Here is a 24,991-nt window from a genome sequence, read left to right on the forward strand (position 1 = left end):
AAGCGCATGTATCATTTATTTCCTAAGATTATGAAACCTCAATAGTAATATGCAAATAAGCAATTAATAATCCCGTTTACTCCTCCGGTCTTTTAAAATTCTCACCTTCATTCAGCCGGTTTATGTCCTTCATGTCTTCGTTCTTGCTCGGCAGATTTCTGCATCCAGGCGTGTTTTCGTTATGCGTTTTGCTCCCTTTACTCGCCAGCGCCACCACATCACATATCTCTTTCAGCTACGCCGCCCGCCAGCGGATGCAAAACCGTGCGCGTTTATTAAAACAGTACCAAATTCATCTGAAAAAGCAGGTCAGCTATATTGTGGAAGGCAATGCCGAAAGCAGAAGGGCACTGCGGCAACACAACCGCGAACAGATAAAACAGCATCCAGAATGGTTTCCTGCGCCGCTCAAGGCGAGTGACAGACGCTGGCAGGCGCTGGCGGAAAACAATCATTTCCTTAGCAGTAACCACCTGCATAATATCACCGAAGTGGCGATTCACCGTCTGGAGCAGCAGCTTGGCAAGCCATACGTCTGGGGTGGCACGCGACCCGATCAAGGCTTCGACTGTAGCGGGTTGGTTTTTTATGCCTACAACAAGATCCTCGAGGCGAAACTCCCGCGCACGGCCAATGAGATGTATCACTACCGTCGGGCAACCATTGTGGCAAATAACGACCTGCGCCGGGGAGATTTGCTGTTTTTCCATATTCACAGCCGCGAGATTGCCGACCATATGGGCGTGTATCTGGGAGACGGTCAGTTTATCGAGTCGCCGCGCACCGGGGAAACCATTCGGGTAAGTCGGTTAGCTGAACCTTTCTGGCAGGATCATTTTTTAGGCGCGCGGCGGATTTTGACGGAAGAGACGATTTTGTAAATGGGTAATATTGACGACCTGTTTACATCTGGGCTGAAAACTCACGTTCTAAGACATCAATAATGAGCTGGTTTTTTGAAATGGAATGTTGTCTGGCGACGATGGTCAGCCGCGAATCGATGTGATGCGGCACACGAAGCGTCAGGCGTTTTTGCTCTTCTTCTTCACGAAAAGGGGCAATACCGTCCTCTTCACAATCCGCCATCCACTCATCCAGAGCGCTTTCGCCTTCACGATATAATGCCTCAATACTTGTGGCTACAAAGTCACAATAACCGTTTACATTGAGGAACTTGCCGCGAAATGCGTTGATATCGGCTTCAAATGTCACTGCGGCTGGTTGACCTTTAATTGTGATAATGTTCGATGCTTTATTCATAATCTACCCCTACACAGTTAACAAACCACTCCTTAAGACCTGCTACTGCGCCTTTATCCATCACATTCTTTGGATGCGGCTCATGTGTGCTGAATTTGGTCGTTCCAATCTGAAATTTTCGTCTGGAGCCGTTGTTATTTTTTATTGATCCACCCACCGCTTTAATGAGAGCAACAACATCATCCCATTTAATTCCAGATTTTGGCGGCTCCGTCATTACATCGTCGAATGTTTTTCTATGACGAGAGCCTAGCGCGCTGACCTTAATCATACTATCAATCCATGACGTCATTGTATGGTGTCATCGTAGTCTCTTTGCAGTGTGACGTCAATTAATGGTGTCAGGTGCTGCAAAGTATGGAAAAGAATCCTCAATCAACTCAACGCCCCCATAATCTTCAACTCCAGCTCGTCCGGCACTTCGTTATACGACAGCACATGCAACCCCGGCGCAAACAACTTCGCATAACGCGCCAGCAACGGGCGCAGCTGCGGCGGCACCAGCAGCACCGGGTCTTTACCCGCCGCTTTCATTTGCTCCTTCACCTGCGGCATCGTGTTCTGGAACTGGTTGAGCATATTCGGGTCAACCGGCACGCTGTCGAGCATCACTTTGCCAGCCTGTTGCGCCTGATTCACCACGTTGGTCAGCAGGTTTTCCAGCTCATTATTCAGCGTATACACCGTCAGCTCCTGCTTGCGAACGAACGGATGGGTAATGCTCCGCCGCAATGCCAGGCGCACATCGGCCGCCAGCAGAATATGATCTTTGGTGACGGTGCTACTGGCGACCAGCACGGTGGCGATGGTGACGATATCGCGCAGGGAAACGCCTTCGGTCAGTAGCGCCCGGTACACTTTCAGCAACTGGCTGTAATTCAGCGCCGCACTCAAATCCTCTGCCAGGCGCGGTGCCATTGACGACAAACGGTTATGCAACTGCGTGATGTCGTCATAGTTAAACAAATCAGGAATATAGCTGCGCACAATCTTATTAACATGGGTAGCAATCACGCTGGCGCTGTCGATCACCTGATACCCCATATTCAGCGCCTTCGCCTTCTGCGCGGGCTGAATCCAGGTGACCGGCATCCCGTACGCCGGGTCGTTCCCCAGCACGCCGTCTATCTCGCCGTAGGTTTCGCTGGAGGGCAACGCCATCAGTTTATCCGCCGGAATATCAGCTTCATCAGCCTTAATGCCGTTGATGAAAATGGCGTACTGGCTGGGCTTGAGGCGGAAGTTTTCGCGAATACGGATTTCCGGCAGCAGCACGCCGTTGCCGTCGGAAATCACCTGCCGCACGCCGCGAATCCGCTGGGTGAGCGGGTTGCCCTGCGCTTTGTCCACCAGCGCCACCAGCTTGTAACCGAGGCTTAAACTGATGGGCTCGATCAGCGGAATGGTTTCCCAACTGACCTGTTGCTCGCTGGTTTCAGTGATTGTGCGGGTCAGCGTTTCGAGGCTTTTCTCTTCCGCCTCCGCCGCCTGCGGGCGTTTGCTCATTCGCCAGCCGGTAAAACCAAGCAGGGCGCTGAACATCAGGAACGGGAAGTGCGGCATTCCCGGCACCACCGCCAGCACGAACATAATCCCGGTGGTGGTGTAGAGCACCGACGGGCTTGCCAGCAGCTGGTGGCGCACATCATGGGCGATATCGCCGTTGTCGCTGACGCGGGTGACGATAATCGCCGCCGCGGTGGAGAGCAGCAGGGAAGGGATCTGCGCCACCAGGCCGTCACCGATGGTCATCAGCACATACTGCTGGAAGGCGGCATCGGCGCTCAGGTTGTATTTGAAGATCCCGATACAAACGCCGCCAATCAGGTTGATCGCCAGAATCATCATCCCGGCGATGGCATCCCCGCGCACAAACTTCGATGCCCCGTCCATTGCGCCGTAGAAATCGGCCTCGCTGGCAACATCTTTACGCCGGGTTTGCGCCTGCGCCTGGTTGATCAATCCGGCGTTAAGATCGGCGTCAATCGCCATCTGTTTGCCGGGCATCGCGTCCAGGGTAAAGCGGGCAGAAACCTCGGAAATACGCTCGGCCCCTTTGGTGACGACGATAAAGTTGATGATCATCAGGATGATAAACACCACGAAACCGACGACAAAGTTGCCGCCAATCACCACCTGACCAAACGACTCAATCACCTTACCCGCCGCGCCCGCGCCGAGATGCCCGTGCAGCAGCACCACGCGCGTAGAAGCAACGTTGAGCGTCAGGCGCATTAAGGTGGTGATCAGCAAAATGGTCGGGAACAGGCTGAATTCCAGCGGTCGTTTCGCCGACACCGCCACCAGCAGCACCATCACCGCCAGCACAATGTTGAAGGTGAACAGAATATCCAGCAGCGCAGGTGGCAGCGGCAGAATAACCATCGCCAGAATACACAGGATCACCAGCGGTACGCCGAGATTACCGCCGCGCAGTAGCGCGAGGAACGATTTAGTTGTTTTCGCCATCCAGTTTAAGGACCTCTTTGGGAATGGAAATATGTCTGTTCAGGGCCGGGCGCGGCTGTGCGCCCTCGCGCCAGTGTTTCATTTGCAGGACGTAGGTCAAAACGTGGGCGATGGCCCGGTAAAGCTGAAACGGAATTTGCTGGTTCACCTGGGTGGTGTAGTAAACCGAGCGCGCCAGCCGCGGGAACTCGACCACTTCCACCTGATTTTCAGTGGCGACCTGGCGAATATAGAGGGCGATTTCATCGGTGCCTTTCGCCACCACAAACGGCGCAGCGGCGCGCGACTGGTCATACTGCAACGCTACGGCGTAGTGGGTCGGGTTGGTGATCACCACGTTGGCTTTCGGCACCACTTTGCGAATTTGCCCCATCGCCAGCTGCCGTTGCAGCCGCCGCACACGCGCCTTCACTTCCGGCTTACCTTCCTGATTTTTGTACTCTTCTTTCAGCTCCTGTTTGGTCATCTTCAGCCCTTTGGTGAACAGGGCTTTCGCCAGCGGCACGTCGATAAGCGCGAAGAAAATAAACAGGATGACAAAGTTGCGCATCACGCTGGCGTAGAGCGACAAACCCTCATTCATCGCCAGTTTGAACGGCAGCGCCTGCAGGCCGAGAAAGGCGGCAAAGTTATTGCGCAGGCTAATCCACAGCATCACCAGCACCACCACCGACTTCGCCGTCATCTTGCCTGTTTCCGCCAGATGTTCACTGGAGAACAGGCGACCAATGCCTTTTAACGGGCTGATTTTGCTGAAATCCGGGAGGATTTTTTTCGGCAAAAACAGCCAGCCGCCGGGCACCAGTGAGGAGAGCAGTGCGGCGGCGGGCATCGGTAGCAAGGTGAGAATAAACTTGCCGAGAATTAACAGGTGATGGCGCAGAAACTGGCCGATAACGTCCGGGTTATTAATCTCCTGCGCGTACTGATGCACGCTGATAAAACTCTCGCGCACAAAATCGGCATACCAAGGGAAGCTGCTGGAGATCACCACAAATGCCGCAAACAGGCTCGCCGCCAGCCCCATATCCTTCGAGCGCGGCAGTTGTCCCTCTTCACGCGCTTTACGCAGCTTTTGCGCCGAGGGTTTCTCTGTTTTTTCTTCGCTGCTGCTATCCGCCATAGTGGCCTTTCAGCGCGTCGAGTTGCTGCAACACAAAATTCGCCAGATGCAGATAGTGATCCGGCAGGTTGTAGAGCAGGGTGGCAAAGCAGACCAGCCCCGCCAGCATGTTGATGGGAAAGCCGAGCGAAAAAAGGTTCAGCGGCGGTGCAATGCGATTGAGCAGGCCAAAGCAGCCCTGCACAATCAGCATGATGAAGGTGGTCGGCAGCGCCAGCAGCGATGCCGACGCCAGCACCCAGCTAAAGGCCAGCGCGATGGTGCGCAGGGTTTGCGGATGCAGCGCGTTGCCAATCGGCCAGTAGGTGAAGCCCTTGTACAACACGCTCACCAGCAGCAGATGCCCGTCCATGGCAAAAAACAGCAGGATCGCGTAGACGTTGATTAGCTCCGCCAGCACGGTGGTCGATGCGCCGCTACTCGGGTCGTTCATCACCGCCATGCTCATCCCCATATTGAACGAGAGAATTTGCCCGGCCAGCTGTAGTGCGAGAAACAGAAACTGAAACATCAGCCCGAATAACATGCCCCATAAAATTTGCTCCACCGTCAGGATCAGGCTGTTGAGTGAAAGCAGGTCGTGGGGAACAGGATGGGGGATCAACGGCGTGATGATGATTGCCAGCGCCAGCGACAAAATAATCCGCACGCGCACGGTCAGGGCGCTGTTATCCAGCACCGGCACATAGCGCAGAAACGCCATAATGCGCACGAAGGGAAACCACAGCCCCAGCGCCAGATCCGTCAGTTGCGTAACGTCGCTTGTGCGCATCTTAATGCACCAGCAGGGCGGCCTGGCTAAACAGGTGAATGCACAGGTCATGCAACTGGATAATCATCCATTTGCCGCATATCCCCAGCACCACCAGCGTGACAATCAGCCTCGGTAAAAAGCTAAGTGTCTGCTCATTAATCTGCGTCACTGCCTGGAACACGCTCACCAGCAGGCCAACGAGCAGGCTTGGCACCACCAGCACCGAAACCAGTAAAATCACTACTTTTATGCCGCTGGCGACAATGTCGGCGGCTACGTCAACGGTCAGCATAATCAGCCCAGCCCCAGCCCGCGAATGCTGGTGGTAAGCGTGCCGATGGTCAGCGACCAGCCGTCGATCAGCACAAACAGCATCAGTTTAAACGGCAGCGAAACAATCAGCGGCGACAGCATCATCATCCCCATCGCCATCAGCACGCTGGCGACAATCAGGTCGATAACCAGAAACGGGATGTAAATCATAAAGCCAATCTGGAAAGCGGTTTTCAGCTCGCTCAGCACATAGGCGGGCACCACGATGGAGAGATCCTGGTCGGCGGCATTGCCCTTCGCGCCACCGATGGTCATGATTTGCGCCATCGCTTTTTTGTCGGTCTGCGCCAGCATAAAGCGTTTCAGCGGCGTCGCGGCGGTGCTTAGCGCATCGGTCAGGGTAATCTGATCGTTTTCGAACGGCACCACCGCGTGGTCGTAAATATTCAGCCAGACAGGGCGCATCACCAGCAGGGTGAGGGAGAGCGCAATGCCAATCAGAATGCGGTTTGGCGGCGTTTGTTGCAGCCCCAGCGCCTGGCGCAGTAGTGAAAGCACGATAATAAAGCGCGTAAAGCAGGTCATCATCAGCACCATCGTCGGCAACAAACCGACGAGGGTCATCAGAATCAGAACCTGGATTTTGACGCTGTATTCCTGAGTGTTGCCATGAGTGACCACGTTAAGCAGCGCAATATCACCGCCCTGGGCGATTGCCAGCGGCGCGAGCGCCAGCAGCGCCAGGCCCAGCGTCAGTTGAGCGCGGCGTTTCATGGCGCCAGGTCGTTGATATCGCGGGTGTTAAACTCCAGCACGCGCAGGCCGTACTTCTCGTTGACCACCACCACTTCCGCTTTGCCCAGTAGGATATTGTTCACTTTAATATCCAGCGGCTCCCCGGCGAGCTTATCCAGTTCAATCACCGTGTCGTCGTCGATGTTCAGCAGGTCGGCTAACATGATTTCCACCGAGGAGACTTCCAGCGTTAAGGTCACCGGAATGCGTTTCAGCAGCGTCATCGAGTCGGAAAAACGGTCCTCCAGGCGGGTGACCAGCGTTTCGGCGTCGGCGGATTTCGTGACAGGCGCAACGTCATCGGTGAGGCCAAAATCCCCGGCTAAAATATCTTCTTGCTTACTCATGGCTATTCTCATTTTTGCCCGCCAGCTCCGACAAAAACAGTTTGTCTTTGTCTTCCACTATCAGGGCGCTAAATAATTCAGATTGCCCAATCGCCACCGGGAACGTTTCTCCCAGCGAGATGGGTAAAATATCTCCGGCTTTTACCTGCGCCAGATCGGCAACATTCATCGACAGCTCGGCGATTTTGACGTTCAGGGTCAACGGCAGGGAGCGGATGATCTCTTTAATCAGTGCCGGCTTGTTGACGGATTTCGCCACCTGCTGCGGTTTACTGTGCTCACTGTGGCGGATCAGATTTAAAATAAAATCGGTGTGGGCATCGTCGAGCAAAATACGAAAACGGCTCTCTTCATCGCCCGCGAGGGTAAAGGTTAATTGATACGCCCAGTGGGTAATTACCGTGCTGCTGTCCAGCTTTAATTTCAGCGCAATACCGGAGGTTTGCAGATTAAATATCAGCGTGCAGATATCCAGCGCCAGGCGGTTTTTTAAACGTGTTTCGGTTTTGGTCGGCAGGCCATTATGGGCTTTTGCCTCTTCAAGAGAGGACTCCAGACCATAAAAATTGCCCAGCAGCATTAACAGCAAGGAGCGATCAATATCAAACGCCAGATGCCCGACCTGGGAAACCATCAGTTCGGCGTTTTTATTGATAATATCCATTTCGCAGCCAATCTTTTTTAAAGTGATATTGCTGCGATGCTTTTTGAGAAAGTAGCTGCCAAGATGCGAATCAATCACGTCAAAATTCCCCGTAAACAGGGTCGGCAGGCGATGGTAGGGGCGTCCGAGCCGATTACCTTCTAATTTAAAGATGCCTGGCGTTTTACTGTACTTCAGCATGGCTTACTTTCTCTGCTGTAATGGTATGGGCGTTTTTGTGCACGCAATTCCGGCAGTGACACAAGGAGAGGTATTAAATAGAGGGGGGATGAAAGGGGCAAATTATTAATAGGGTGAAAAAATAATTAAATTATTAAAGGGTGATATGTCGGGCATCGGTGCGCAATTGCCGGATGCGGCGTAAACGCCTTATCCGGCCTACGACTCTAACTCATTGTTTAAAATGAAATAATATTTTTATTATCGTTTAATTCAAACTTGTTAATCCCGTCGGTGATACGCTTCAGAACATCCTGATTATTGTCGCTACTTATATTGTTCACCCTATGTCTGAACTTATTGCAACTGCTGCCTCCAGCATTAACGCTTTTACTCTGGCAAAGCGTGTCGCCGCCTTTAACGTGCCGGTCCTGATTCAGGGCGAAACCGGTGCGGGCAAAGAGTGTGTGGCGAAATATATTCACACCGTAGCCTTTGGTGAAAATGATAACGCGCCCTATATCGGCGTGAACTGCGCGGCGATCCCGGAAAATATGCTCGAATCGACGTTATTTGGCTACGACAAAGGTGCATTTACCGGCGCAATTGCCAGCGTGCCAGGAAAAATGGAACTGGCAAATAACGGCACCTTATTGCTCGATGAAATTGGTGAAATGCCGCTGGCTCTACAGGCCAAAATATTACGCGTATTGCAGGAACAGCAGGTTGAGCGATTAGGCAGCAACCGACAAATTAAACTCAATTTTCGCCTGATTGCCTGCACCAATAAAAACCTTGAACAGGAAGTTGCCGCCGGGCGTTTTCGTGAAGATCTCTATTATCGTCTGGCGGTGATTCCTATTACCATGCCGCCACTGCGTGAACGCCCGAACGATATTATTCCGCTGGCGGAGTCATTTATTAAAAAATACTCCACGGTACTGGTGAAAAATATCACCCTGTCCGAATCCACCCGCCGTGCGCTGCTTAATTACCGCTGGCCCGGTAACGTGCGCCAACTGGAAAACGCCATTCAGCGGGGAATGATTTTAAATCGCGACGGCGTAATTTACCCGGATGCATTAGGCCTGCCGGACACCGATATTGCTGACCACAGTGAACTGCAATGGCCTGTTCAGCCCGCCGTCCACATTGCCGAAACCGGCGATTTAGGCCAGCACGGACGAAGCGCGCAGTATCAATATATCGCCGACCTGATGCGTAAATATCAGGGTAACCGCAGCAAAATCGCTGACCTGTTAGGCATTACCCCGCGCGCCCTGCGCTATCGACTGGCCTCCATGCGCAAGCACGGTATCGAAGTTTTCTCCTGACCCGGAAGTTAAAAATGAGCATTACCACAATCAACAGCACCATGCAGGCGCAAATTATGCAGGACGTGCAGCGGATGCAGGCCAACGCCCAGGCGCCAGTGCTACCCGCCATGACCTTCAGTTCCACCGACCCGGACGTGTCGTTTAATCGCATTATGTCCGGCGCGCTCGGTCACGTTGACCAGTTCCAGCAGGTGGCGGAGCAGCAGCAAACGGCTGTCGACACGGGCAAAAGTGATGACCTCGCCGGGGCGATGATCGCCAGCCAGCAGGCGTCGCTTTCTTTCTCCGCGCTGGTGCAGGTGCGCAACAAAATCGCCACCGGATTTAACGATCTGATGAGTATGTCGATCTAACCCTATGAATGCACAAATAAAGAAGTTAACCCAGGCCTTTCCGGCGTTTCGACTGCGGCTCGCAGATAACAAACGCTGGGCGTTGATGGCGGGTGTGGGGCTTGCCGTTGCGGCGACGGCGATTATCGTCAGCGTGCTGTGGACGGGGAATCGCGGCTACGTCTCGCTCTACGGACGCCAGGAAAATCTGCCCGTGTCGCAGATTGTCACCGTGCTGGACGGCGAAAAGCTCACCTACCGCATCGACCCGCAAAGCGGGCAGATACTGGTGCCGGAAGACGAACTGTCGAAAACGCGCATGACCCTTGCCGCGAAAGGCGTGCAGGCGATATTGCCCAGCGGCTACGAGCTGATGGACAAAGACGAAGTGCTCGGCAGCAGTCAGTTCGTGCAGAACGTGCGCTATAAACGCAGCCTCGAAGGGGAGCTGGCGCAAAGCATCATGTCGCTGGACGCGGTGGAAAGCGCGCGGGTGCATCTGGCGCTCAACGAAGAAAGCTCGTTTGTGGTCAGCGATGAGCCGCAAAACAGTGCCTCGGTGGTGGTGCGCTTGCATTACGGCGCGAAGCTGAATATGGACCAGGTGAACGCCATTGTGCATCTGGTGTCCGGCAGTATTCCGGGGCTACAGGCCAGTAAAGTCAGCGTCGTCGATCAGGCGGGAAATCTGCTGACCGACGGCATTGGCGCGGGCGAGGCGGTTTCTGCCGCGACCCGTAAACGCGATCAGATCCTCAAAGATATTCAGGACAAAACCCGTGCAAGCGTGGCGAACGTGTTGGATTCGCTGGTTGGCAGCGGGAATTACCGCGTCAGTGTGATGCCGGATCTCGACCTCAGCACCATCGACGAAACCCAGGAACACTACGGTGACGCGCCGAAAATCAACCGCGAAGAGAGCGTGCTGGACAGCGACACCAATCAGGTGGCGATGGGCGTGCCCGGTTCACTCAGTAACCGTCCGCCGATTGCAGCGAATCAGATGACCAACGGTGCGGAAGAAAACCGCTCGCCGGAAGCGCTTTCCAAACACAGCGAAAGTAAGCGCGACTACTCTTACGACCGCAGCGTCCAGCATATTCAGCATCCCGGCTTTGCGGTGAAACGCCTCAACGTGGCGGTGGTGCTCAATCAAAACGCCCCGGCGCTGAAAAACTGGAAGCCGGAGCAGACCACACAGCTTACCGCGCTGCTGAACAATGCCGCCGGGATCGACGCCCAGCGTGGTGACAATCTCACCTTATCACTGCTCAACTTTGTGCCGCAGGCGGTGCCTGTCGAACCGGTTATTCCACTGTGGAAAGATGACAGCGTGCTGGCGTGGGTGCGGCTGATTGGCTGCGGCCTGCTGGCGCTGTTGCTGCTGTTCTTTGTGGTGCGCCCGCTGATGAAACGGCTGACGGCGGTACGTGCGCCGGTTATCACACCAGAACCGGAAGCCATCAGCGAACCGTGGATCGCCGTGCCGGAAGAGGAGCGTAAAAATGTCGACCTGCCGTCGCTGCCTGGTGATGACAGTCTGCCGTCCCAGAGTTCTGGCCTCGAAGTGAAACTCGAGTTCCTGCAAAAACTGGCCATGAGCGACACCGATCGCGTTGCCGAAGTTCTCAGACAATGGATTACCAGCAATGAGCGAATTGACAATAAATAAGAGCAACAGCTATCTCGAACAGGCGGCGATTCTGCTGCTGTGTCTGGGCGAAGAAGCGGCGGCAACGGTGATGCAAAAACTCAGCCGCGAAGAAGTAGTGCGACTGAGCGAAAACATGGCGCGGCTTTCCGGCGTCAAAACCAGCATGGCGCGCAAGGTGATCAATAACTTCTTTGATGAGTTCCGCGAACAGAGCGGGATCAACGGTGCGTCGCGATCCATGTTGCAGGGCATTCTTAACAAGGCGTTGGGCACCGAGATCGCCAGCAGCGTGATCAATGGCATCTACGGCGATGAGATTCGCTCGCGGATGGCGCGCCTGCAATGGGTGGAACCGCGCCAGCTGGCGATGCTGATCTCCGAAGAACATCTGCAATTGCAGGCGGTATTCCTCGCGTTTCTGACGCCGGAAATCTCGGCGGCGGTGCTCTCTTATCTCAACGAATCGGTGCAAAACGAAATTCTTTACCGGGTAGCGAAACTCAACGACGTCAACCGCGATGTGGTGGATGAACTGGATCGTCTGATCGAACGCGGCCTGTCGGTGCTTTCAGAGCACGGCTCGAAGGTGAAAGGCATCAAACAGGCGGCGGATATTGTCAACCGCTTCCAGGGAAACCAGCAGGTGATCCTCGACCAGATGCGCGAGCGCGACGAAGACGTGCTGGAGCAGTTGCAGGATGAGATGTACGACTTCTTTATTCTCAGCCGCCAGAACGAAGAGGTGCGCCGTCGCCTGCTCGACGAAGTGCCAATGGAAGACTGGGCGGTGGCGCTGAAAGGCACCGAAGCCCTGTTACGTCGCTCCATTTATGCGGTGATGCCAAAACGTCAGGTGCAGCAACTGGAAGCGATCACCGCGCGCCTGGGTCCGGTGCCGGTCAGCCGTATCGAACAAATCCGCCGCGAAATCATGGGTATCGCCCGTGAACTGGAAGAGGCGGGCGAACTTCAGCTACAGCTCTTTGCGGAACAGACGGCGGAGTAACCCATGACCATTGAAACACTGCGCGGGCGCTATCGCCTGCACCGTTTCCCGCCGCGTCAGCGTGCGGTGACCGGAGAACCGCTCACTGCCAGCATTAGCGCCGCCGATTACCAACGCCAGTTGATGGACGGTTTTCAGGAAGGACTGCAAAAAGGGTTTGCTCAGGGCATGACCGAGGGTCAGGAGCAGGGCTTTAGCGAAGGTCATCAGCAAGGTTTTGCCGAGGGGCGGCGTCAGGGCTACACCGAAGGGAGCCTCGCCGGGCAGCAGGAAGGGCGCAAGCAGTTTATTGAGGCGGCGCAGCCGCTGGAAGCCATCACTGGACAAGTGAATGACTTCCTCGCCCATATCGAACGTAAACAGCGGGAAGATTTGCTGCAACTGGTGGAGAAAGTCACCCGCCAGGTGATCCGCTGCGAACTGGCGCTGCAACCGACGCAGTTACTGGCGCTGGTGGAAGAGGCGCTGGCGGCCTTCCCGGCGATGCCGGAAACCCTGCAAGTGATGCTGAGCACGGAAGAGTTTAACCGCCTGCGCGACGCGGTGCCGGAAAAGGTCAGCGAATGGGGGCTGACGCCTTCGCCGGATTTGCCGCCGGGGGAATGCCGGGTGATCACCGATAAATCAGAACTGGACATCGGCTGCGAGCATCGCCTTGAACAATGCATGACCGCGCTGCAAGAGACGCTGACGCCGGAGACGCAGAGTGAGTGATTTTTCTGCTTTCGATAACGCCCTGCGTTCGCTGGAGTCGATCCCGCTGGCTCGCGTCGCCGGACGGCTGGTGCGCCTGAACGGCATTCTGCTGGAGAGCGTCGGCTGCCCATTAATGACCGGGCAGTTGTGCCGCATCGAAAGCGCTAACCACACGCTAATTGACGCGCAGGCCGTGGGCTTCAATCGTGACATCACCTACTTAATGCCATTCAAACAGCCAGTTGGCCTGATGGCGGGGGCGCGTGTCTTCCCGGAAGAAAAAGCCCACGACATCCTGATAGGCGAAAGCTGGTTAGGCCGCGTGGTGAATGGCCTCGGCGAACCGCTGGATGGTAAAGGCCGCCTGAACGGCAACGACCTTCTGCCGCCGCTACCGCCCTCGGTCAATCCCTTAACCCGCCGTTCGGTGGACGAACCCTTAGATGTGGGCGTGAAAGCGATCAACGGCCTGCTGACCATCGGCAAAGGCCAGCGCGTCGGGCTGATGGCGGGTAGCGGCGTCGGGAAAAGCGTGCTGCTGGGGATGATCACCCGCCAGACTAAAGCCGATATTGTGGTGGTTGGGCTAATTGGCGAACGCGGGCGCGAAGTGAAAGAGTTTATCGACCATTCACTGGGCGCGGACGGGCTGGCGAAGTCTATCGTCGTCGTCGCGCCCGCCGATGAATCGCCGCTGATGCGCCTGAAAGCCACCGAACTGTGCCACTCCATCGCCGCCTGGTTTCGCGACCGCGGGCATCACGTTTTGCTGCTGGTGGATTCCCTGACCCGCTATGCGATGGCGCAGCGTGAAATTGCGCTCTCGCTTGGCGAACCGCCCGCTACCAAAGGCTATCCGCCGTCGGCATTTGGCATGATCCCCAAACTGGTCGAAAGCGCAGGCAACAGCGAAAGCACGGGATCGATGACCGCCATCTATACCGTGCTGGCGGAAGGCGACGACCAGCAAGATCCGATTGTCGACTGCGCCCGCGCGGTGCTGGACGGGCATATCGTATTAACCCGCAAACTGGCGGAAGCGGGGCACTATCCGGCCATCGATATCGGCCAGTCGATCAGCCGCTGCATGAACCAGGTCACCTGTCCGGAACATCAGCAATCCGCTCGCGCGTTAAAGCAAAACTACGCTGCCTATATGGAGATCAAACCGCTGATCCCGCTCGGTGGCTACGTGGCAGGCGCGGATGCCAGCGTCGACAAAGCGGTGAAAATGTTCCCGGCCATCGAGCGATTTTTACGCCAGGAGATGCGCGAACCCGCCTCCCTCGAACTGGTACAAAGCCGCCTGCAAATCCTCTTTCCTGGTGCCAAAAAGGCAGAACAGTAACTATGCGACAAATCATCGACACCCTCGCGCAATTGCAGCGCCTGCGGGATAAATCGGTCAAAGACAAAACCGTCGAGCTGGCAAAGCAAAAACAGATTTGCGCGGGCTATGACAACAATATTAAAGCGTTAGGCTACCTGGTGGAGAAAACATCTGCGGGCGCGGCGGCGTCGGTGGAATCGCTGAAAAACGTCAGCGGCTACAAAGGCACCTTGCGCAAAGTGATCGCCTGGCAGGAGCAGGAAAAAACGCTGGCTAACATCAAGGCTACGCGAATGCAGAAAAACCTGACGGCGGCGGCGTGCGAAGAGAAAGTGGTAGCCCTGACGCTGGATGACAAACGCCGCGAGCAGCAAGAAAGTGCCACGGCGAAAGCGCAAAAAGCGGTGGATGACATCGCCGTTCAGTGCTGGCTGCGGCAAAAATTAGCGGAGTAGCCATGAAAACGGTCATCACCTTCGGCACCTTCGATGTGTTTCATGTCGGTCATCTGCGCCTTTTACAACGCGCCCGAACGCTGGGCGAACGGCTGCTGGTTGGCGTGTCGTCTGACGCCCTGAACATTGCTAAAAAGGGCAGGGCACCGGTTTACCCTCAGGATGACCGCATGGCGATTATCGCTGGGCTGGCGTGCGTGGATGGCGTTTTTCTGGAGGAATCGCTGGAGCAGAAAGCGGAGTATTTGCGGGGGTACAGTGCAGATATTTTAGTGATGGGCGATGACTGGGCAGGGAAGTTTGATAGCTTCGCGTATATTTGTGAGGTGGTCTATTTCCCCCGCACGCCGTCGGTGTCGACGACGGGGATTATTGAGGTGATTAGGAGGGCGCGCATGACAAAATAAAATTTATTTTTGAGACTCAAAGTAATTGAAGAAATATGTGTTATATTTATTTGTATCTTTTTGTTTTATTCCATTCTTGTTAAAATAACTATTTTTGTTTGTTGATATCTCTATTTCGATAAATTTTTCTCTTTGCATATATTCAATTTTGCACTTGTAATATCTAATAACGATGTTTTCCTTATGCTTTATAACCTCAAAAATATTTGCATCATGCAGTTTGTCTAATTTTTTATTTAAAAAGAAAGCGTCTGTTACCAGCGTTTCAACCTTATTATTATAAGAAAAAAAGAAGCTCGCACCACCCATGTCATTGCTTTCAAAAACTTGCTGTATATTTCCTTTAAAAAGGATGGTTTGCACTATAGCTGTGGGGGAAGAGTTTTCCTTACTATGGTATCTATAAGTTTTCATATTAATAACCATATCCTTAAGTATGTCATTTTCCCCATATACTTCAAAGGCAGGTGGGTTTTTATTATAATCCGGATACACTATTATTATGAATAATAAAATAAAGCTTCTCAATACAATGCTAATCATTTGATTTATTCTTCCGGTGATCATTAAAATTGCTTTGATCGCAGGTTAAAATCAATGTCCCATTATTATAACACTGCATAGGGAGAGCTTTTAATGGATTTCGATTATCCGGGAATAATGCATCCCATCCTTGACCTTCAGAATTGGCAACCATATATGTTGGTGAAAAAGACCAACCTATATTTATTGACCTCATAATCGACGTTGTCCTGATATCTGGGAAATAAGATGGATAAGTACTTTCTGTTTGACCCCAGACATTCACGTCCTTAAAATTATCTAATAGGGATAATTTACTGGCAAAACCTTGTCCTGAATCATCACTTGCATAACTAGTGCGACAACCATACATAACAAACATAGCATTGTTTGACCAGTTAAAATCAATTGAATCCCATCCTCCGGATATGTCCATTTGTTGTGGGTATTTAGGCACGGAAGGTGTATTTATAGAGTTTGAGGTTGTAGGACCATGAATTGGCCCCCCATGTGAGAATAAACTGACTTCTTTAACCTTTGCTTTAGTTTTACCTCCATTCTTGTTTATAAAGATTTCTAATATTTCTTTGATTTGATTAAATGTGTTAATTGATAAATGATAAACTATCTGTGTTTCTTTTTTATACTCGGGGGAATAAAGGATATTGAAATAACGCGTCAGACATGCTTCTTCAAAAATAGAACGTCGGCTATCATCGGACTCATCAACCCAAAATAATAGAAACAATTCCTTCTGGCGTGATATTTTTTGAGTGACAATGTTGTTTTGTTTCTGGCTTGTCGTACCGGAAGTTACTTTTTTATCAGAAGTCATATTATCGTTTACGCTCTATCATTTTTAGGCAAGATGTTAAATTACGCAGTAATTTTTATAGTGTGTAACCTATATTTATGATAAGCAATATGTTTAGCAAGATTCAGGGTTTTTTCAGAATTCATAAAGATCGCTCCCCCACAATCTACGACTTTACCGATTCACCAGCCATAAAGAGATGTATTTAAAATCGAAGGGTAGATAAGTGCGCTGTTCGTGCCGGATGCGGCGTAAACGCCTTATCCGGCCTACAAATCATCACAGATTCAAACTATTGCAGCGGCGAGTAGGCCTGATAAGCGAAGCGCATCAGGCACTTCTGCGGTTTAACCCAGCGCCTCCACAATCACCATCGCCGCCCGTTCTCCCGCCTTACCATCCATAAACATGTCGCAATAGTGATGACGAATTTCCGTAAGCCGCGCCTGCAACGCACCCCAGTCAAACGCCTCTGACAACAAGTAACGCAGCTCTGCCATATCATGAGCCACCGGCAATATTTCGCGGATTTGCTGGTCGGCACTATCCGGTGTGGAGTAGCTTTTCTCGCCGTCGAGCAGTTTATTCATGCCCGGAAAGTCGAGCAGGATTACCCGCTTATCAACGTGGATAGCATCGAAAATAAAGCCGCTGTTATCGGTGAGCACGTAATCGGCCGTTGCCAGTAGCGCCAGCGTGTGCCGAGCGGAGTCGGTGCGCTGTTTTAAGTGTCTGCGCGCCAGGGCCAGCGATGCAACTTCTTCCGGGCGCGAGCAGGTGCCGTGGTGCAGTTTGCAAATCAGGTTCACATCGCCACTTAAGCGCCCCAATTTTTCTGCCCAGTGGGGCAGGGAGCTTAATGCGCCAAACGTGGGGGCATAGAGCACCGTAGGTTTACGGGAATCGGGTTGGATATTTTCCGGCAGGGCGCGGTCAAACGTGCCGTTATGCCAGGCGTCGAAGCGCGGGTTGCCGACCACTTTTGTGCTGCCGAAATGTTTCAGTGCTTGCTGGCTGTAGTGGCTGTAACACAAAATGCGCTGATAAAAACGGTTCCAGTCGGCGTGGTTCCACGTCTCTTTGGCTAAGCCGTACATGGCGCGAACGTTCACGGGTGAAATGCCATTGAGCGCGGGCGTGTGGTAGGGGCTGACCAGGCATTTCACCCGCTGACCGTGCGCCTGCATTTCTGATAAGCGCATACCTTTAAGCTGTGGATCGTCGATGCTTTTCAGTGTTTCCAGTATTTCATCCAGAAACGGTTTAAACACGCGATCGTTGATTACCAGTGTGCAACTCTGCCCCTGCGCCTGTAGGGCGGTGATGATTGGGCGATAGAGCGCGTAGTGGAAGGAGGTTTCCATAAAAAAGCCGGTGGTGACGGCGATGGGTAATGTGGATGGCTTGGTGGCTACGGGTAACTTATTGAAGTAGTGGTTAATGTTATCAGTCGCTTTTTTCTCGATATCACTAAAGCCCGGTCGCTGATAACTAAGGCTCGGGTAACAGGCCAGCCATTTGTCGGCGCGCAGCAGTGGCTGCCAGCCGTCTTCCAGCGAGTGCTCATCGTTACTCATCTGCTGCGCCAGTTGTGGGTAGTAGCGGCTGTTCACCAGATAAGCACACACTTTGCGGCAGTCCCGCGCGTGCACCAGCCCCGGCAGGCTTTTTAGCATTGTTCCTTGTGAAATTTCGCCACCAAGGATCATCACCTGCCAGGGAATTTTCGCCAGGCTCGCCAGCAGCGTGTTCAGTATCTGAATATGTTTCTCCTGCTTGAGAATAAGAGCGTCATCTTCCAGCAGCAGGTAATTTTGCCAGCTGTGCTGTTGCGCCAGGCGTAGCGCCTGCAAGTGCGACAGGCGGCGGCCCCGTTGACCGTTTTCATCTTCACAGGCGGCAAGGCGGGTAATTTTTTCAGGCGGAATATGCAGCAATGCCAGCTCTTCACGGATCTGCCGTAAACGATCCGGGCGTTTATCCAGATTCAGCAGAACGATCTGATCGATCGCCTGATGGTTGATCCCCTGGTGATGAGTGGCGTTATGCAGACTCAGATAAGCATTGCGGAGCAGCGGATCGGTGACGATATCCGTAAGCGCCGCGTTTACTGGCGTGCTGGCCCCGAGAATAAAGTCTTTATCAAAGGTGTTGTGGCTATGCGAAATACACAAAATCGTGCGCTCGCCGGGCAGTTGCAGCGGGTTTACGCTGAAATTGTCGGTGAAACTTTTCTCTTCGCCTAAATTGCAATCGTCATTGTAACGGTGCTTTTTCAGGTAGTTACGGTGATAACAAAAGGTGCCGTTGAGGATGTTACGCGGGCCAAAGCTGCGGCTTTGAAAGATGCGGTTGATATGGCTGTACCAGATGGGGATCTGGTCGGAACCGGAGATCAGCGCCCGGTGTTTTTGCATCATGGCGATGGTGTAAGAGATTTTATCTGCCGGGTAGTAGTCGTCGTCATCCATGCAGAGGATATATTCGCCGCTCGCCAGTTCGTTGAGCATATTGCGTTTTTTTCCCAGCGGCAGTTTTTCCGGGTGATGGATGTAGCGGATGTTAAAGGCTTCCGGCGTGCCATTGGTCAGGCGGTCGATGATGTGTTGATGGCTTTGCGGCGAGTCGTCAAGGATGACCAGTTCGCGGCGGTCTGCCGGGTAGTCCTGATAGCGGTACATATAGAGCAGGTACGGGAGGAATGCGCCGCGGTTCCAGGTTGGCGTGACGACGCTGACGAACGGTTTTTCGCGGTGGGTGGCGAGTGTTTTGATGATGCTTGGTGTTGGCATGGTGTTTGGGTGAGTTAGTGGGTGAATGTGATGGATAAGGGGGGCTGTGCGCGCTTTGCCCCTCACCCTAACCCTCTCCCCGAAGGGGCGAGGGGACCGATCGAGCGTGGTGCTGAATTGGGCGCAGGTTTTCTCCCTCTCCCTGTGGGAGAGGGCCGGGGTGAGGGGCATCAGCGCGCACAGAGCGACTCATGTAAGCAGCGAAAACGCTGAAAGCAGCGGGTCGGCGGCACATAATGACTGAATTTGCTGGCGAATCAGCACGGCATTTTCACTCACTCGCCAGCGTTCAAACACCGCGAAGAGGGCGAAAATAACCTCCTGCCGCAGCGGTGAATCATCCAGCGTCCATAAACTGATTAACGTGCGGATGAGGTAAAAATCGCACACCAGCGGGCAATAATCCGTCCCGTCATCCTGCCCGATCGCGTCGTGATAAACCCGGTAAATTATCCAGTTACGCATCATCCACGGCGCGGTGGCAAAATGCTGTTGCCAGGTAGTTTGCCACTGTGTCTGTAGCTGCTGTTGTAACAGGGCTTCGCTGTTGGCGTCGTGCAGCGTTAGCAAGGTTACCTGCAACGGCAGTGAGGCTTTGCGCGGGCTTTCCGGCAGAATCGACCAGTCAAAGGCACAACTGCCGAGCAGTGTCACCAGTTGGCGCGCCAGCTGTGGCACGGGCGGTAGCTGGGCGAACTGTGCCTGTAACGTGCCTTTTTGTGCGTGATCGGCCAGCGCCTGCGGCAGTGCTGTCAGCCGGGCGAGAGTGTCGCCGTCTCTGCCCGGCATTTTACTGGCGCGGGAGAGCAAAATCCCGACGGCATACAGTGAAAGCTCTGGGGTTAAATCAGGGAGCGTGAGGGTGCTCAAAATTATCTGGTTTACTATCGCATCGCGCGCGGAGAGCGCTGCGGCATTTTCTTCCACAGGGCGATAGGTAAGCTGTAATTCAAAGGCCCTGGCATTGTTGAGCACTGCTTTGCAACTGGCAATATCGGTCAATGCCAGGCTCTGGCGAATCTCATTCTTCCACACCTTGCGGACGTATAAAGGCGAATCGGGATATTGCGCCATAAAATTGCGCACATATTCCGGTTCGTAACATTCAATAAAACTCATAGGTGGCTTCCAGTCTTTAATGCTGTGCAGGATGTGCAATAAGCGTGCCGGGATTTTTTGTAATTAAAAACAAAGGATTGGAAATCAGGCGGAAAATCCATTTCCGCTATGGGGAAGGTATTCGCGTTATTCCTGGTACAGAAAATCTGTTTCGTTACCTAAAAACGACTGAATAAATTCATACTGGCGAATCAACAGCTCGCCGTTTTTATCGTTATAGGCTTTGCAGCGTTCCGCTTTTTGCTCCAGGCGTTGCCACAACTGTTGTGCTGCCGCTTTTTGTACCGCCGGAAGCCAGGCGAAAACCTGCGCCAGACCGTCACGATTTACGCTGACACCCAGCAGTTGCAGCAGGCTGTGTCGCTGATGGCTATGCCCATGCAACTGCTCATAGTGCTGCGTTATCTCGTCGTTTACCGCCAGCAACTCTTCGCTGGCGCGGCGAATCATGCAGATCCGCTGACGCTGGAGAAGTTCTCTCAGGGAATCATACAGCGCGTCGTCGTCACGAATTCCCTGCAACAACGCCTTCACCTGTTGTAACCGGATACTCACTTCATCGGCCTCTTAGTTCTGGAAAAAACTCAGCATGTCGCTGGCTAACTGTTCGGTGTCCACTTGCAGGCTGCCGGACGCCAGCATCGCCTGCATTTGCGCCACTTTATCGCTGTCGATATCGCTCTCTTGCTGGTCGTTCAGCGTTTGCTGGGCAGACTGCAATCCCGCCTGGGTAATGTCGTCGGCACTCAGCGTCGTGGTGGTGGTCGCCGTACTTTTACGCGGCTGGCTGGAGCCTGCCGTTGTGGCTGTCGGGCGATTGCCTGGCATCGTCGGGGTGATTTTCATCGCAACCTCGTCTCGGTATTGGGTGGTTACTCCGGTAAAGCGGTTAACAGGCGGCAAAACTTTAATCGTTATCGCATATTTACTTTTTGTTCAGATATGTTGGTTCTGGTCGTTCTGATGGATATGTGGAAAAATCTGAATCGGATACTATGCAAAAATAAGGATGTCTTATGTCAGGATTACAAGATTGGCTGCTTGATAAGGTCGGTGGTAACAATTATCTCTATATCAAACGTCTTTCAGCAAACGACACTGGTGCAACAGGAGGGCATCAAGTGGGGGTATATATCCCTTCCGGTATCGTCGGTGAACTTTTCCCATCTATAGATCATACGTCAGAAAAAAATCCTTCGGTTTTATTGCGCGCAACTTATTCCTCTCATGAATGTGTAGACAGTGAGGTTCGCGCTATTTACTACAATAATAAGTATTTCGGGCAAACAAGAAATGAAAAACGTATCACTCGGTGGGGGGCTGGCAGTCCCCTACAAGATCCGGAAAATACAGGTGCTTTGTCTGTGCTTGCGTTTGAACATGAGCCTGGGAGAGACAGCAAAAGTGTTGATGTATGGGTTTGTGTAAGCCCAGAAGAAGAGGATGTACTGGAATCAGCTGTTGGGGAGATCATTCCAGGAACTTTAATGTTTGGGCCTGCCAGTGAAATACTTGGTGTACTCGCATCAAGGCCAAAAATCTCTCAAAAGGAATATGTTATTCCGGAAAGCTGGAAACATAGTTTTCCTTCTGGCTTAGATATTATCCAATATGCGGCAGGTTATTACCCAACAGGCGTAACCAGTCCAGATGACCAACTTTTAGAACGCCGCCGTATTGAATATGATCTCTTTCTAATGGTTGAAGAAATTCACGTACTGGACATCATCCGTCAAGGATTTGGTTCTGTAGATGATTTTATAGCTATGGCTAACTCTGTTAGTAATAGAAGAAAATCTCGAGCCGGGAAATCACTGGAGCTACATCTTGAGCAAATTTTTATTGAGCATGGACTGCATCATTTTGCTACTCAATGTATTACTGAAGGAAAAAAGAAACCCGATTTTCTTTTCCCATCAGCGGCAGCTTACCATGATGATCACTTTCCAAGAGAAAAACTCCGTATGCTTGCTGTAAAAACAACATGTAAGGATCGGTGGCGACAGGCGCTTAATGAAGCAAATAAAATCAACAAGATATATTTGTTTACCTTGCAAGAGGGTGTCTCTGTTGCTCAATTTAACGAAATGAGAGCTGAAGGTGTCACCTTGGTTGTACCTTCCCCTCTTCATAAAAAATACCCGGAGGAAATCAGGGAGGAAATATTAACATTAGATGGTTTTATTACACAGTTAATAACGCTTTATGAAGATTTTGTATAATATAAAAACATACTTGTAAAAACTCATGATTATATATTTAGAGGCCTTTAATAAAAAGGCCTCACAATAGTGAAAATTAATTATTATTAATCGTTAATAATATGCATATTGACTGCCTTTTGTATATATGGTTCTAGTAATCTTGCTACAGCTTCAAATACTGGAACAACAACTGAGTTCCCAAATTGTCTATAGGCTTGTGTATCCGATACAGGTATTCTAAAAGGTCTTCCCCTTGGTTTTTCAAAACCCATTAGCCTGGCACATTCGTGAGGTGTCAGTCTTCTTGGACGATGCTCTTGATTCGCTGGATTACTAAAGTCAATTTCACCGACAGCCTTATCCCAGCCACGATCAATCAATATTTCAGAGCCATCTTTATGATAACGAGCAGACAGAGTCCTTGCGATACTATCTGGATTTTTAGGATCCACTAAACCAAAACCAAACCCATTGCCTTTTGCTGCATGTTTTTTTGCATAATTGTAAAGATATTCCCATAACCTTGGAGTCAAAATATATTTATCGTCAACATCATGATCTAATAATTCACCAAATGTTGGCCTGTTTTGAGGGTAAAAGCGGTTAATGTTTCGTAACGTGAAATCCTTGTGAATATTCAGATCTCTACGAAATCCTACCAACACTATACGCTCACGATGTTGGGGTAAAAAATGTTTTCCATCTATAATTTTGGGATCATCTGAGCCAGTAACACCAGCATCGGCGACTTCATATCCTAATTCATCGAGTGTTTCCATGATGACTTTAAAAGTCTTACCTTTATCATGACTTTTAAGGTTTTTCACATTCTCAAGCACAAAAATAGCTGGTTTTTTTGATTTAATAATCCGAGCGACATCAAAAAATAGTGTTCCTTGTGCCTCACATTCAAAACCATGTGCACGCCCCAGAGAGTTTTTCTTGCTTACCCCAGCCAGACTAAAGGGCTGACATGGAAAACCGGCCAGAAGGACATCATGATCTGGAATATTTTTGTCTATATGATTATAGGCTTCTACTTCGGAAACATCATCTCTATCACTTAAAGTGACTTCTCGTATATCAAGATTAAATTTATGATTTAGTTCATCATTAAACCAATTAGCTTTGTAGGTTCTTACCGCTTCTTTATTCCATTCGCTGGTAAAAACACACTGTCCACCAATGTTTTCGAAACCTTTACGAATACCACCAATCCCTGCGAATAAATCAATAAAACGAAATGTGTAGTTAGGATGATGTTCAGGAGGTGCTGGAAGCATCTTGCGGAGTAAAGTTTCCTCCGCAGAAGTTAATTGCTTAGGATTGCACTTACCATTTATCCAACGGTTAAGTGTTTCTCTGCTCCATTCATTTTTTCCTAGTTTTCGTAAGAGTTCTGCAACATATTTTTGATCATAGATTTCAAGGACCTTTGAAATTAATTCTCGATCTTTTTCTTGTCGCTTTTTCTCGTCTTCTTCTGATTTTAAAAGAAGATCTTTCACGAGTAATTCAAATTCAGACATAGCATCCCCCATAGGTCTTATTGGTGATACAGTATCACTCATTTGACCCAGATGAAATAGTTACCATCTGGATATTTAAACAGTAGTGATTGAGTGCTCAATAATTATCCAAAAGACACGATGAAATTTGTCAGAAAGTCATAATATTGGGAGATAGTCATACATATGCTACGCGGTATCGAAGCAAATTACTCCGCGCTTACCGTTGTCACCACGCCGCTTTCCGCCACCCTCGCGCTAATGACCCGCTGGCTGCTGGCGTTACGTACTTTCACCATTTCCCCTTTGCGACCATTTTTCAGCGCCACGCCGGGCATCGAGGCGGTGATCCCCGCGCTCTGGTAAACAATCATCACCGGCTGATCGCGCTCGATCAGCACTGGCGAAACCAGTTCTTCTTTGGTAAGCGGCCTGCCTGGTTGCAGGGCATGTTTGCTGCTTAAACCAATCGCTTCATTGAGATCCATCAGCACATCCCGCCGCTGGGCGCTGACGTTGTAGGGCTTCAGCTCCACATCATTTGCCGTGAGCGGCGTATCGCGGGCAACCAGTGACTTCGCCATCACCACCGGCACCAGAACATCCGGGCGCACCGCAACGTTCATCTGCCAGCTTTGCGGGCAACTGACGGTGAAGTTCATCCGGTTGAGAGCGATTTCCGCAGGCGACGTCAGCGTGACGCCGGGGGCCGTAGCGCAGGGCGCGGCGGTCGCAATCTGCGAGGGAATGTAGACCTTAAAGGTGTAGCGATAGTCATGCCACTGCCGCTGTTGCGCCAGCGATTCAATCTGCTGGCTCGCGGCATTCAGCACCTGGGCGTTGATTTGTTCCCGCGCGCTATGTTGCACGGGATGGACGGCGGCGTAGCCCGGTAAGGCCAGCGCCAGGAGGAAATACAACTTCCGCCTGCAAAATTGAAACCTCATAAACCCTTTCTCATCAGTCACTTA

27 protein-coding genes are annotated in these 24,991 nt (G+C 51.8%); 10 read left to right on the plus strand and 17 right to left on the minus strand.

From position 1 onward, the window contains the following. Positions 1-131 precede the first annotated feature (131 nt). The gene (locus QUF14_RS01320; protein ID WP_186269283.1) at positions 132-881 is read left to right on the plus strand and encodes a C40 family peptidase; all 750 of its coding nucleotides are present in this window, start codon (positions 132-134) and stop codon (positions 879-881) included. A gap of 22 nt (positions 882-903) precedes the next feature. On the opposite strand, the gene QUF14_RS01325 is transcribed toward QUF14_RS01320, so the two are convergent. The 9 genes from QUF14_RS01325 to QUF14_RS01365 all read right to left on the minus strand — a co-directional run bounded on the left by QUF14_RS01325 (position 904) and on the right by QUF14_RS01365 (position 7,865). Then, on the minus strand, positions 904-1,260 hold the full coding sequence (locus QUF14_RS01325; protein ID WP_001030482.1) for a type II toxin-antitoxin system HicB family antitoxin: 357 nt from the start codon (positions 1,258-1,260) through the stop codon (positions 904-906). After that, positions 1,253-1,531, minus strand: coding sequence for a type II toxin-antitoxin system HicA family toxin (locus QUF14_RS01330; RefSeq protein ID WP_000598759.1), 279 nt, complete (start codon positions 1,529-1,531; stop codon positions 1,253-1,255). Before QUF14_RS01330 ends, QUF14_RS01325 begins: the two co-directional genes overlap by 8 nt. Before the next feature lie 104 nt (positions 1,532-1,635). Next, positions 1,636-3,729: a flagellar biosynthesis protein FlhA gene (flhA, locus tag QUF14_RS01335; protein ID WP_001140820.1), complete on the minus strand. Its 2,094-nt coding sequence runs from the start codon at positions 3,727-3,729 to the stop codon at positions 1,636-1,638. Continuing rightward, a complete protein-coding gene (gene flhB / locus QUF14_RS01340) occupies positions 3,713-4,852 on the minus strand; it encodes a flagellar type III secretion system protein FlhB (protein WP_000785651.1) in 1,140 nt (379 codons plus the stop codon). Before flhB ends, flhA begins: the two co-directional genes overlap by 17 nt. After that, positions 4,842-5,624, minus strand: a complete 783-nt coding sequence (fliR, locus tag QUF14_RS01345; RefSeq protein WP_001260516.1) for a flagellar biosynthetic protein FliR — start codon at positions 5,622-5,624, stop codon at positions 4,842-4,844. The genes flhB and fliR overlap by 11 nt, the downstream gene beginning before the upstream one ends. Position 5,625: 1 nt before the next feature. Continuing rightward, positions 5,626-5,898, minus strand: coding sequence for a flagellar biosynthetic protein FliQ (locus QUF14_RS01350; RefSeq protein ID WP_000958538.1), 273 nt, complete (start codon positions 5,896-5,898; stop codon positions 5,626-5,628). Positions 5,899-5,900: 2 nt separating this feature from the next. Next, the gene (gene fliP, locus QUF14_RS01355; RefSeq protein ID WP_000828874.1) at positions 5,901-6,653 is read right to left on the minus strand and encodes a flagellar type III secretion system pore protein FliP; all 753 of its coding nucleotides are present in this window, start codon (positions 6,651-6,653) and stop codon (positions 5,901-5,903) included. Next, the gene (locus tag QUF14_RS01360) at positions 6,650-7,021 is read right to left on the minus strand and encodes a FliM/FliN family flagellar motor switch protein (protein ID WP_000043125.1); all 372 of its coding nucleotides are present in this window, start codon (positions 7,019-7,021) and stop codon (positions 6,650-6,652) included. The genes fliP and QUF14_RS01360 overlap by 4 nt, the downstream gene beginning before the upstream one ends. Beyond that, positions 7,014-7,865 carry a FliM/FliN family flagellar motor switch protein gene (locus tag QUF14_RS01365; protein ID WP_000922508.1) on the minus strand — a complete coding sequence of 284 codons (852 nt, stop codon included), beginning with the start codon at positions 7,863-7,865 and terminating at the stop codon, positions 7,014-7,016. Before QUF14_RS01365 ends, QUF14_RS01360 begins: the two co-directional genes overlap by 8 nt. A gap of 326 nt (positions 7,866-8,191) precedes the next feature. Here QUF14_RS01365 and QUF14_RS01370 point away from each other — a divergent pair, with 326 nt between their 5' ends. Genes QUF14_RS01370 through QUF14_RS01405 form a run of 8 tightly spaced genes read left to right on the plus strand, consistent with a single transcriptional unit; the run spans position 8,192 to position 15,061 of the window. Then, on the plus strand, positions 8,192-9,178 hold the full coding sequence (locus QUF14_RS01370; RefSeq protein ID WP_001292210.1) for a sigma-54 interaction domain-containing protein: 987 nt from the start codon (positions 8,192-8,194) through the stop codon (positions 9,176-9,178). A gap of 14 nt (positions 9,179-9,192) precedes the next feature. Then, positions 9,193-9,534, plus strand: a complete 342-nt coding sequence (fliE, locus tag QUF14_RS01375; protein WP_000029088.1) for a flagellar hook-basal body complex protein FliE — start codon at positions 9,193-9,195, stop codon at positions 9,532-9,534. Positions 9,535-9,538: 4 nt separating this feature from the next. After that, entirely contained in the window at positions 9,539-11,185 is a 1,647-nt protein-coding gene (gene fliF, locus QUF14_RS01380; RefSeq protein WP_000993685.1) for a flagellar basal-body MS-ring/collar protein FliF, read from the plus strand. Then, positions 11,163-12,173, plus strand: coding sequence for a flagellar motor switch protein FliG (locus tag QUF14_RS01385; protein WP_001293121.1), 1,011 nt, complete (start codon positions 11,163-11,165; stop codon positions 12,171-12,173). The genes fliF and QUF14_RS01385 overlap by 23 nt, the downstream gene beginning before the upstream one ends. Positions 12,174-12,176: 3 nt before the next feature. Beyond that, the gene (fliH, locus tag QUF14_RS01390; protein ID WP_000151514.1) at positions 12,177-12,887 is read left to right on the plus strand and encodes a flagellar assembly protein FliH; all 711 of its coding nucleotides are present in this window, start codon (positions 12,177-12,179) and stop codon (positions 12,885-12,887) included. After that, complete coding sequence (fliI, locus tag QUF14_RS01395; protein ID WP_001279409.1) at positions 12,880-14,217, plus strand: flagellar protein export ATPase FliI; 1,338 nt, start codon at positions 12,880-12,882, stop codon at positions 14,215-14,217. The genes fliH and fliI overlap by 8 nt, the downstream gene beginning before the upstream one ends. Before the next feature lie 2 nt (positions 14,218-14,219). Beyond that, positions 14,220-14,654 carry a flagellar export protein FliJ gene (fliJ, locus tag QUF14_RS01400; RefSeq protein WP_001248921.1) on the plus strand — a complete coding sequence of 145 codons (435 nt, stop codon included), beginning with the start codon at positions 14,220-14,222 and terminating at the stop codon, positions 14,652-14,654. A 2-nt stretch (positions 14,655-14,656) separates the two neighbouring features. Continuing rightward, positions 14,657-15,061, plus strand: a complete 405-nt coding sequence (locus tag QUF14_RS01405) for an FAD synthase family protein (protein ID WP_000859541.1) — start codon at positions 14,657-14,659, stop codon at positions 15,059-15,061. 3 nt (positions 15,062-15,064) lie between these two features. On the opposite strand, the gene QUF14_RS01410 is transcribed toward QUF14_RS01405, so the two are convergent. The 6 genes from QUF14_RS01410 to flgM all read right to left on the minus strand — a co-directional run bounded on the left by QUF14_RS01410 (position 15,065) and on the right by flgM (position 21,154). After that, positions 15,065-15,604, minus strand: coding sequence for a hypothetical protein (locus QUF14_RS01410; protein ID WP_000623687.1), 540 nt, complete (start codon positions 15,602-15,604; stop codon positions 15,065-15,067). After that, positions 15,597-16,418 (minus strand): hypothetical protein, encoded by an 822-nt coding sequence (locus QUF14_RS01415; RefSeq protein ID WP_000199870.1) that lies wholly within the window; start codon positions 16,416-16,418, stop codon positions 15,597-15,599. Before QUF14_RS01415 ends, QUF14_RS01410 begins: the two co-directional genes overlap by 8 nt. Before the next feature lie 326 nt (positions 16,419-16,744). Beyond that, the gene (locus tag QUF14_RS01420; RefSeq protein WP_024212117.1) at positions 16,745-19,189 is read right to left on the minus strand and encodes a glycosyltransferase; all 2,445 of its coding nucleotides are present in this window, start codon (positions 19,187-19,189) and stop codon (positions 16,745-16,747) included. A gap of 189 nt (positions 19,190-19,378) precedes the next feature. Then, on the minus strand, positions 19,379-20,308 hold the full coding sequence (locus QUF14_RS01425; RefSeq protein ID WP_000008074.1) for a hypothetical protein: 930 nt from the start codon (positions 20,306-20,308) through the stop codon (positions 19,379-19,381). A gap of 126 nt (positions 20,309-20,434) precedes the next feature. Beyond that, positions 20,435-20,863, minus strand: coding sequence for a flagellar protein FlgN (flgN, locus tag QUF14_RS01430; protein ID WP_000027807.1), 429 nt, complete (start codon positions 20,861-20,863; stop codon positions 20,435-20,437). 12 nt (positions 20,864-20,875) lie between these two features. Continuing rightward, on the minus strand, positions 20,876-21,154 hold the full coding sequence (gene flgM, locus QUF14_RS01435) for a flagellar biosynthesis anti-sigma factor FlgM (RefSeq protein WP_000705397.1): 279 nt from the start codon (positions 21,152-21,154) through the stop codon (positions 20,876-20,878). Between the two features lie 170 nt (positions 21,155-21,324). On the opposite strand from flgM, the gene QUF14_RS01440 reads away from it, so the two are divergent. Continuing rightward, entirely contained in the window at positions 21,325-22,530 is a 1,206-nt protein-coding gene (locus QUF14_RS01440; protein ID WP_000016020.1) for a type II restriction endonuclease, read from the plus strand. A gap of 86 nt (positions 22,531-22,616) precedes the next feature. Here QUF14_RS01440 and QUF14_RS01445 read toward each other — a convergent pair whose 3' ends face one another. After that, positions 22,617-24,041, minus strand: coding sequence for a DNA cytosine methyltransferase (locus tag QUF14_RS01445; protein WP_001288436.1), 1,425 nt, complete (start codon positions 24,039-24,041; stop codon positions 22,617-22,619). A 188-nt stretch (positions 24,042-24,229) separates the two neighbouring features. Further along, complete coding sequence (flgA, locus tag QUF14_RS01450; protein ID WP_024212116.1) at positions 24,230-24,967, minus strand: flagellar basal body P-ring formation chaperone FlgA; 738 nt, start codon at positions 24,965-24,967, stop codon at positions 24,230-24,232. Between the last annotated feature and the right edge of the window lie 24 nt (positions 24,968-24,991).

Origin of the sequence: Escherichia sp. HH091_1A (genome assembly GCF_030295175.1) — a bacterium.
Lineage (GTDB): Bacteria > Pseudomonadota > Gammaproteobacteria > Enterobacterales > Enterobacteriaceae > Escherichia > Escherichia coli_F.

What these genes read in the sequence shown, in the direction of transcription:
- fliP (WP_000828874.1), bottom strand. Translation starts at nt 6,653, where the DNA reads ATGAAACGCCGCGCTCAACTGACGCTGGGCCTGGCGCTGCTGGCGCTC.
- QUF14_RS01385 (WP_001293121.1), top strand. Translation starts at nt 11,163, where the DNA reads ATGAGCGAATTGACAATAAATAAGAGCAACAGCTATCTCGAACAGGCG.
- QUF14_RS01365 (WP_000922508.1), bottom strand. Translation starts at nt 7,865, where the DNA reads ATGCTGAAGTACAGTAAAACGCCAGGCATCTTTAAATTAGAAGGTAAT.
- fliR (WP_001260516.1), bottom strand. Translation starts at nt 5,624, where the DNA reads ATGCGCACAAGCGACGTTACGCAACTGACGGATCTGGCGCTGGGGCTG.
- QUF14_RS01410 (WP_000623687.1), bottom strand. Translation starts at nt 15,604, where the DNA reads ATGATTAGCATTGTATTGAGAAGCTTTATTTTATTATTCATAATAATA.
- QUF14_RS01360 (WP_000043125.1), bottom strand. Translation starts at nt 7,021, where the DNA reads ATGAGTAAGCAAGAAGATATTTTAGCCGGGGATTTTGGCCTCACCGAT.
- QUF14_RS01405 (WP_000859541.1), top strand. Translation starts at nt 14,657, where the DNA reads ATGAAAACGGTCATCACCTTCGGCACCTTCGATGTGTTTCATGTCGGT.
- QUF14_RS01330 (WP_000598759.1), bottom strand. Translation starts at nt 1,531, where the DNA reads ATGATTAAGGTCAGCGCGCTAGGCTCTCGTCATAGAAAAACATTCGAC.
- flhB (WP_000785651.1), bottom strand. Translation starts at nt 4,852, where the DNA reads ATGGCGGATAGCAGCAGCGAAGAAAAAACAGAGAAACCCTCGGCGCAA.
- flgM (WP_000705397.1), bottom strand. Translation starts at nt 21,154, where the DNA reads ATGAAAATCACCCCGACGATGCCAGGCAATCGCCCGACAGCCACAACG.
- fliE (WP_000029088.1), top strand. Translation starts at nt 9,193, where the DNA reads ATGAGCATTACCACAATCAACAGCACCATGCAGGCGCAAATTATGCAG.
- QUF14_RS01440 (WP_000016020.1), top strand. Translation starts at nt 21,325, where the DNA reads ATGTCAGGATTACAAGATTGGCTGCTTGATAAGGTCGGTGGTAACAAT.
- fliF (WP_000993685.1), top strand. Translation starts at nt 9,539, where the DNA reads ATGAATGCACAAATAAAGAAGTTAACCCAGGCCTTTCCGGCGTTTCGA.
- fliJ (WP_001248921.1), top strand. Translation starts at nt 14,220, where the DNA reads ATGCGACAAATCATCGACACCCTCGCGCAATTGCAGCGCCTGCGGGAT.
- QUF14_RS01350 (WP_000958538.1), bottom strand. Translation starts at nt 5,898, where the DNA reads ATGCTGACCGTTGACGTAGCCGCCGACATTGTCGCCAGCGGCATAAAA.
- QUF14_RS01425 (WP_000008074.1), bottom strand. Translation starts at nt 20,308, where the DNA reads ATGAGTTTTATTGAATGTTACGAACCGGAATATGTGCGCAATTTTATG.
- QUF14_RS01320 (WP_186269283.1), top strand. Translation starts at nt 132, where the DNA reads ATGTCTTCGTTCTTGCTCGGCAGATTTCTGCATCCAGGCGTGTTTTCG.
- flgA (WP_024212116.1), bottom strand. Translation starts at nt 24,967, where the DNA reads ATGAGGTTTCAATTTTGCAGGCGGAAGTTGTATTTCCTCCTGGCGCTG.
- QUF14_RS01445 (WP_001288436.1), bottom strand. Translation starts at nt 24,041, where the DNA reads ATGTCTGAATTTGAATTACTCGTGAAAGATCTTCTTTTAAAATCAGAA.
- QUF14_RS01370 (WP_001292210.1), top strand. Translation starts at nt 8,192, where the DNA reads ATGTCTGAACTTATTGCAACTGCTGCCTCCAGCATTAACGCTTTTACT.
- QUF14_RS01415 (WP_000199870.1), bottom strand. Translation starts at nt 16,418, where the DNA reads ATGACTTCTGATAAAAAAGTAACTTCCGGTACGACAAGCCAGAAACAA.
- QUF14_RS01420 (WP_024212117.1), bottom strand. Translation starts at nt 19,189, where the DNA reads ATGCCAACACCAAGCATCATCAAAACACTCGCCACCCACCGCGAAAAA.
- QUF14_RS01325 (WP_001030482.1), bottom strand. Translation starts at nt 1,260, where the DNA reads ATGAATAAAGCATCGAACATTATCACAATTAAAGGTCAACCAGCCGCA.
- fliH (WP_000151514.1), top strand. Translation starts at nt 12,177, where the DNA reads ATGACCATTGAAACACTGCGCGGGCGCTATCGCCTGCACCGTTTCCCG.
- flhA (WP_001140820.1), bottom strand. Translation starts at nt 3,729, where the DNA reads ATGGCGAAAACAACTAAATCGTTCCTCGCGCTACTGCGCGGCGGTAAT.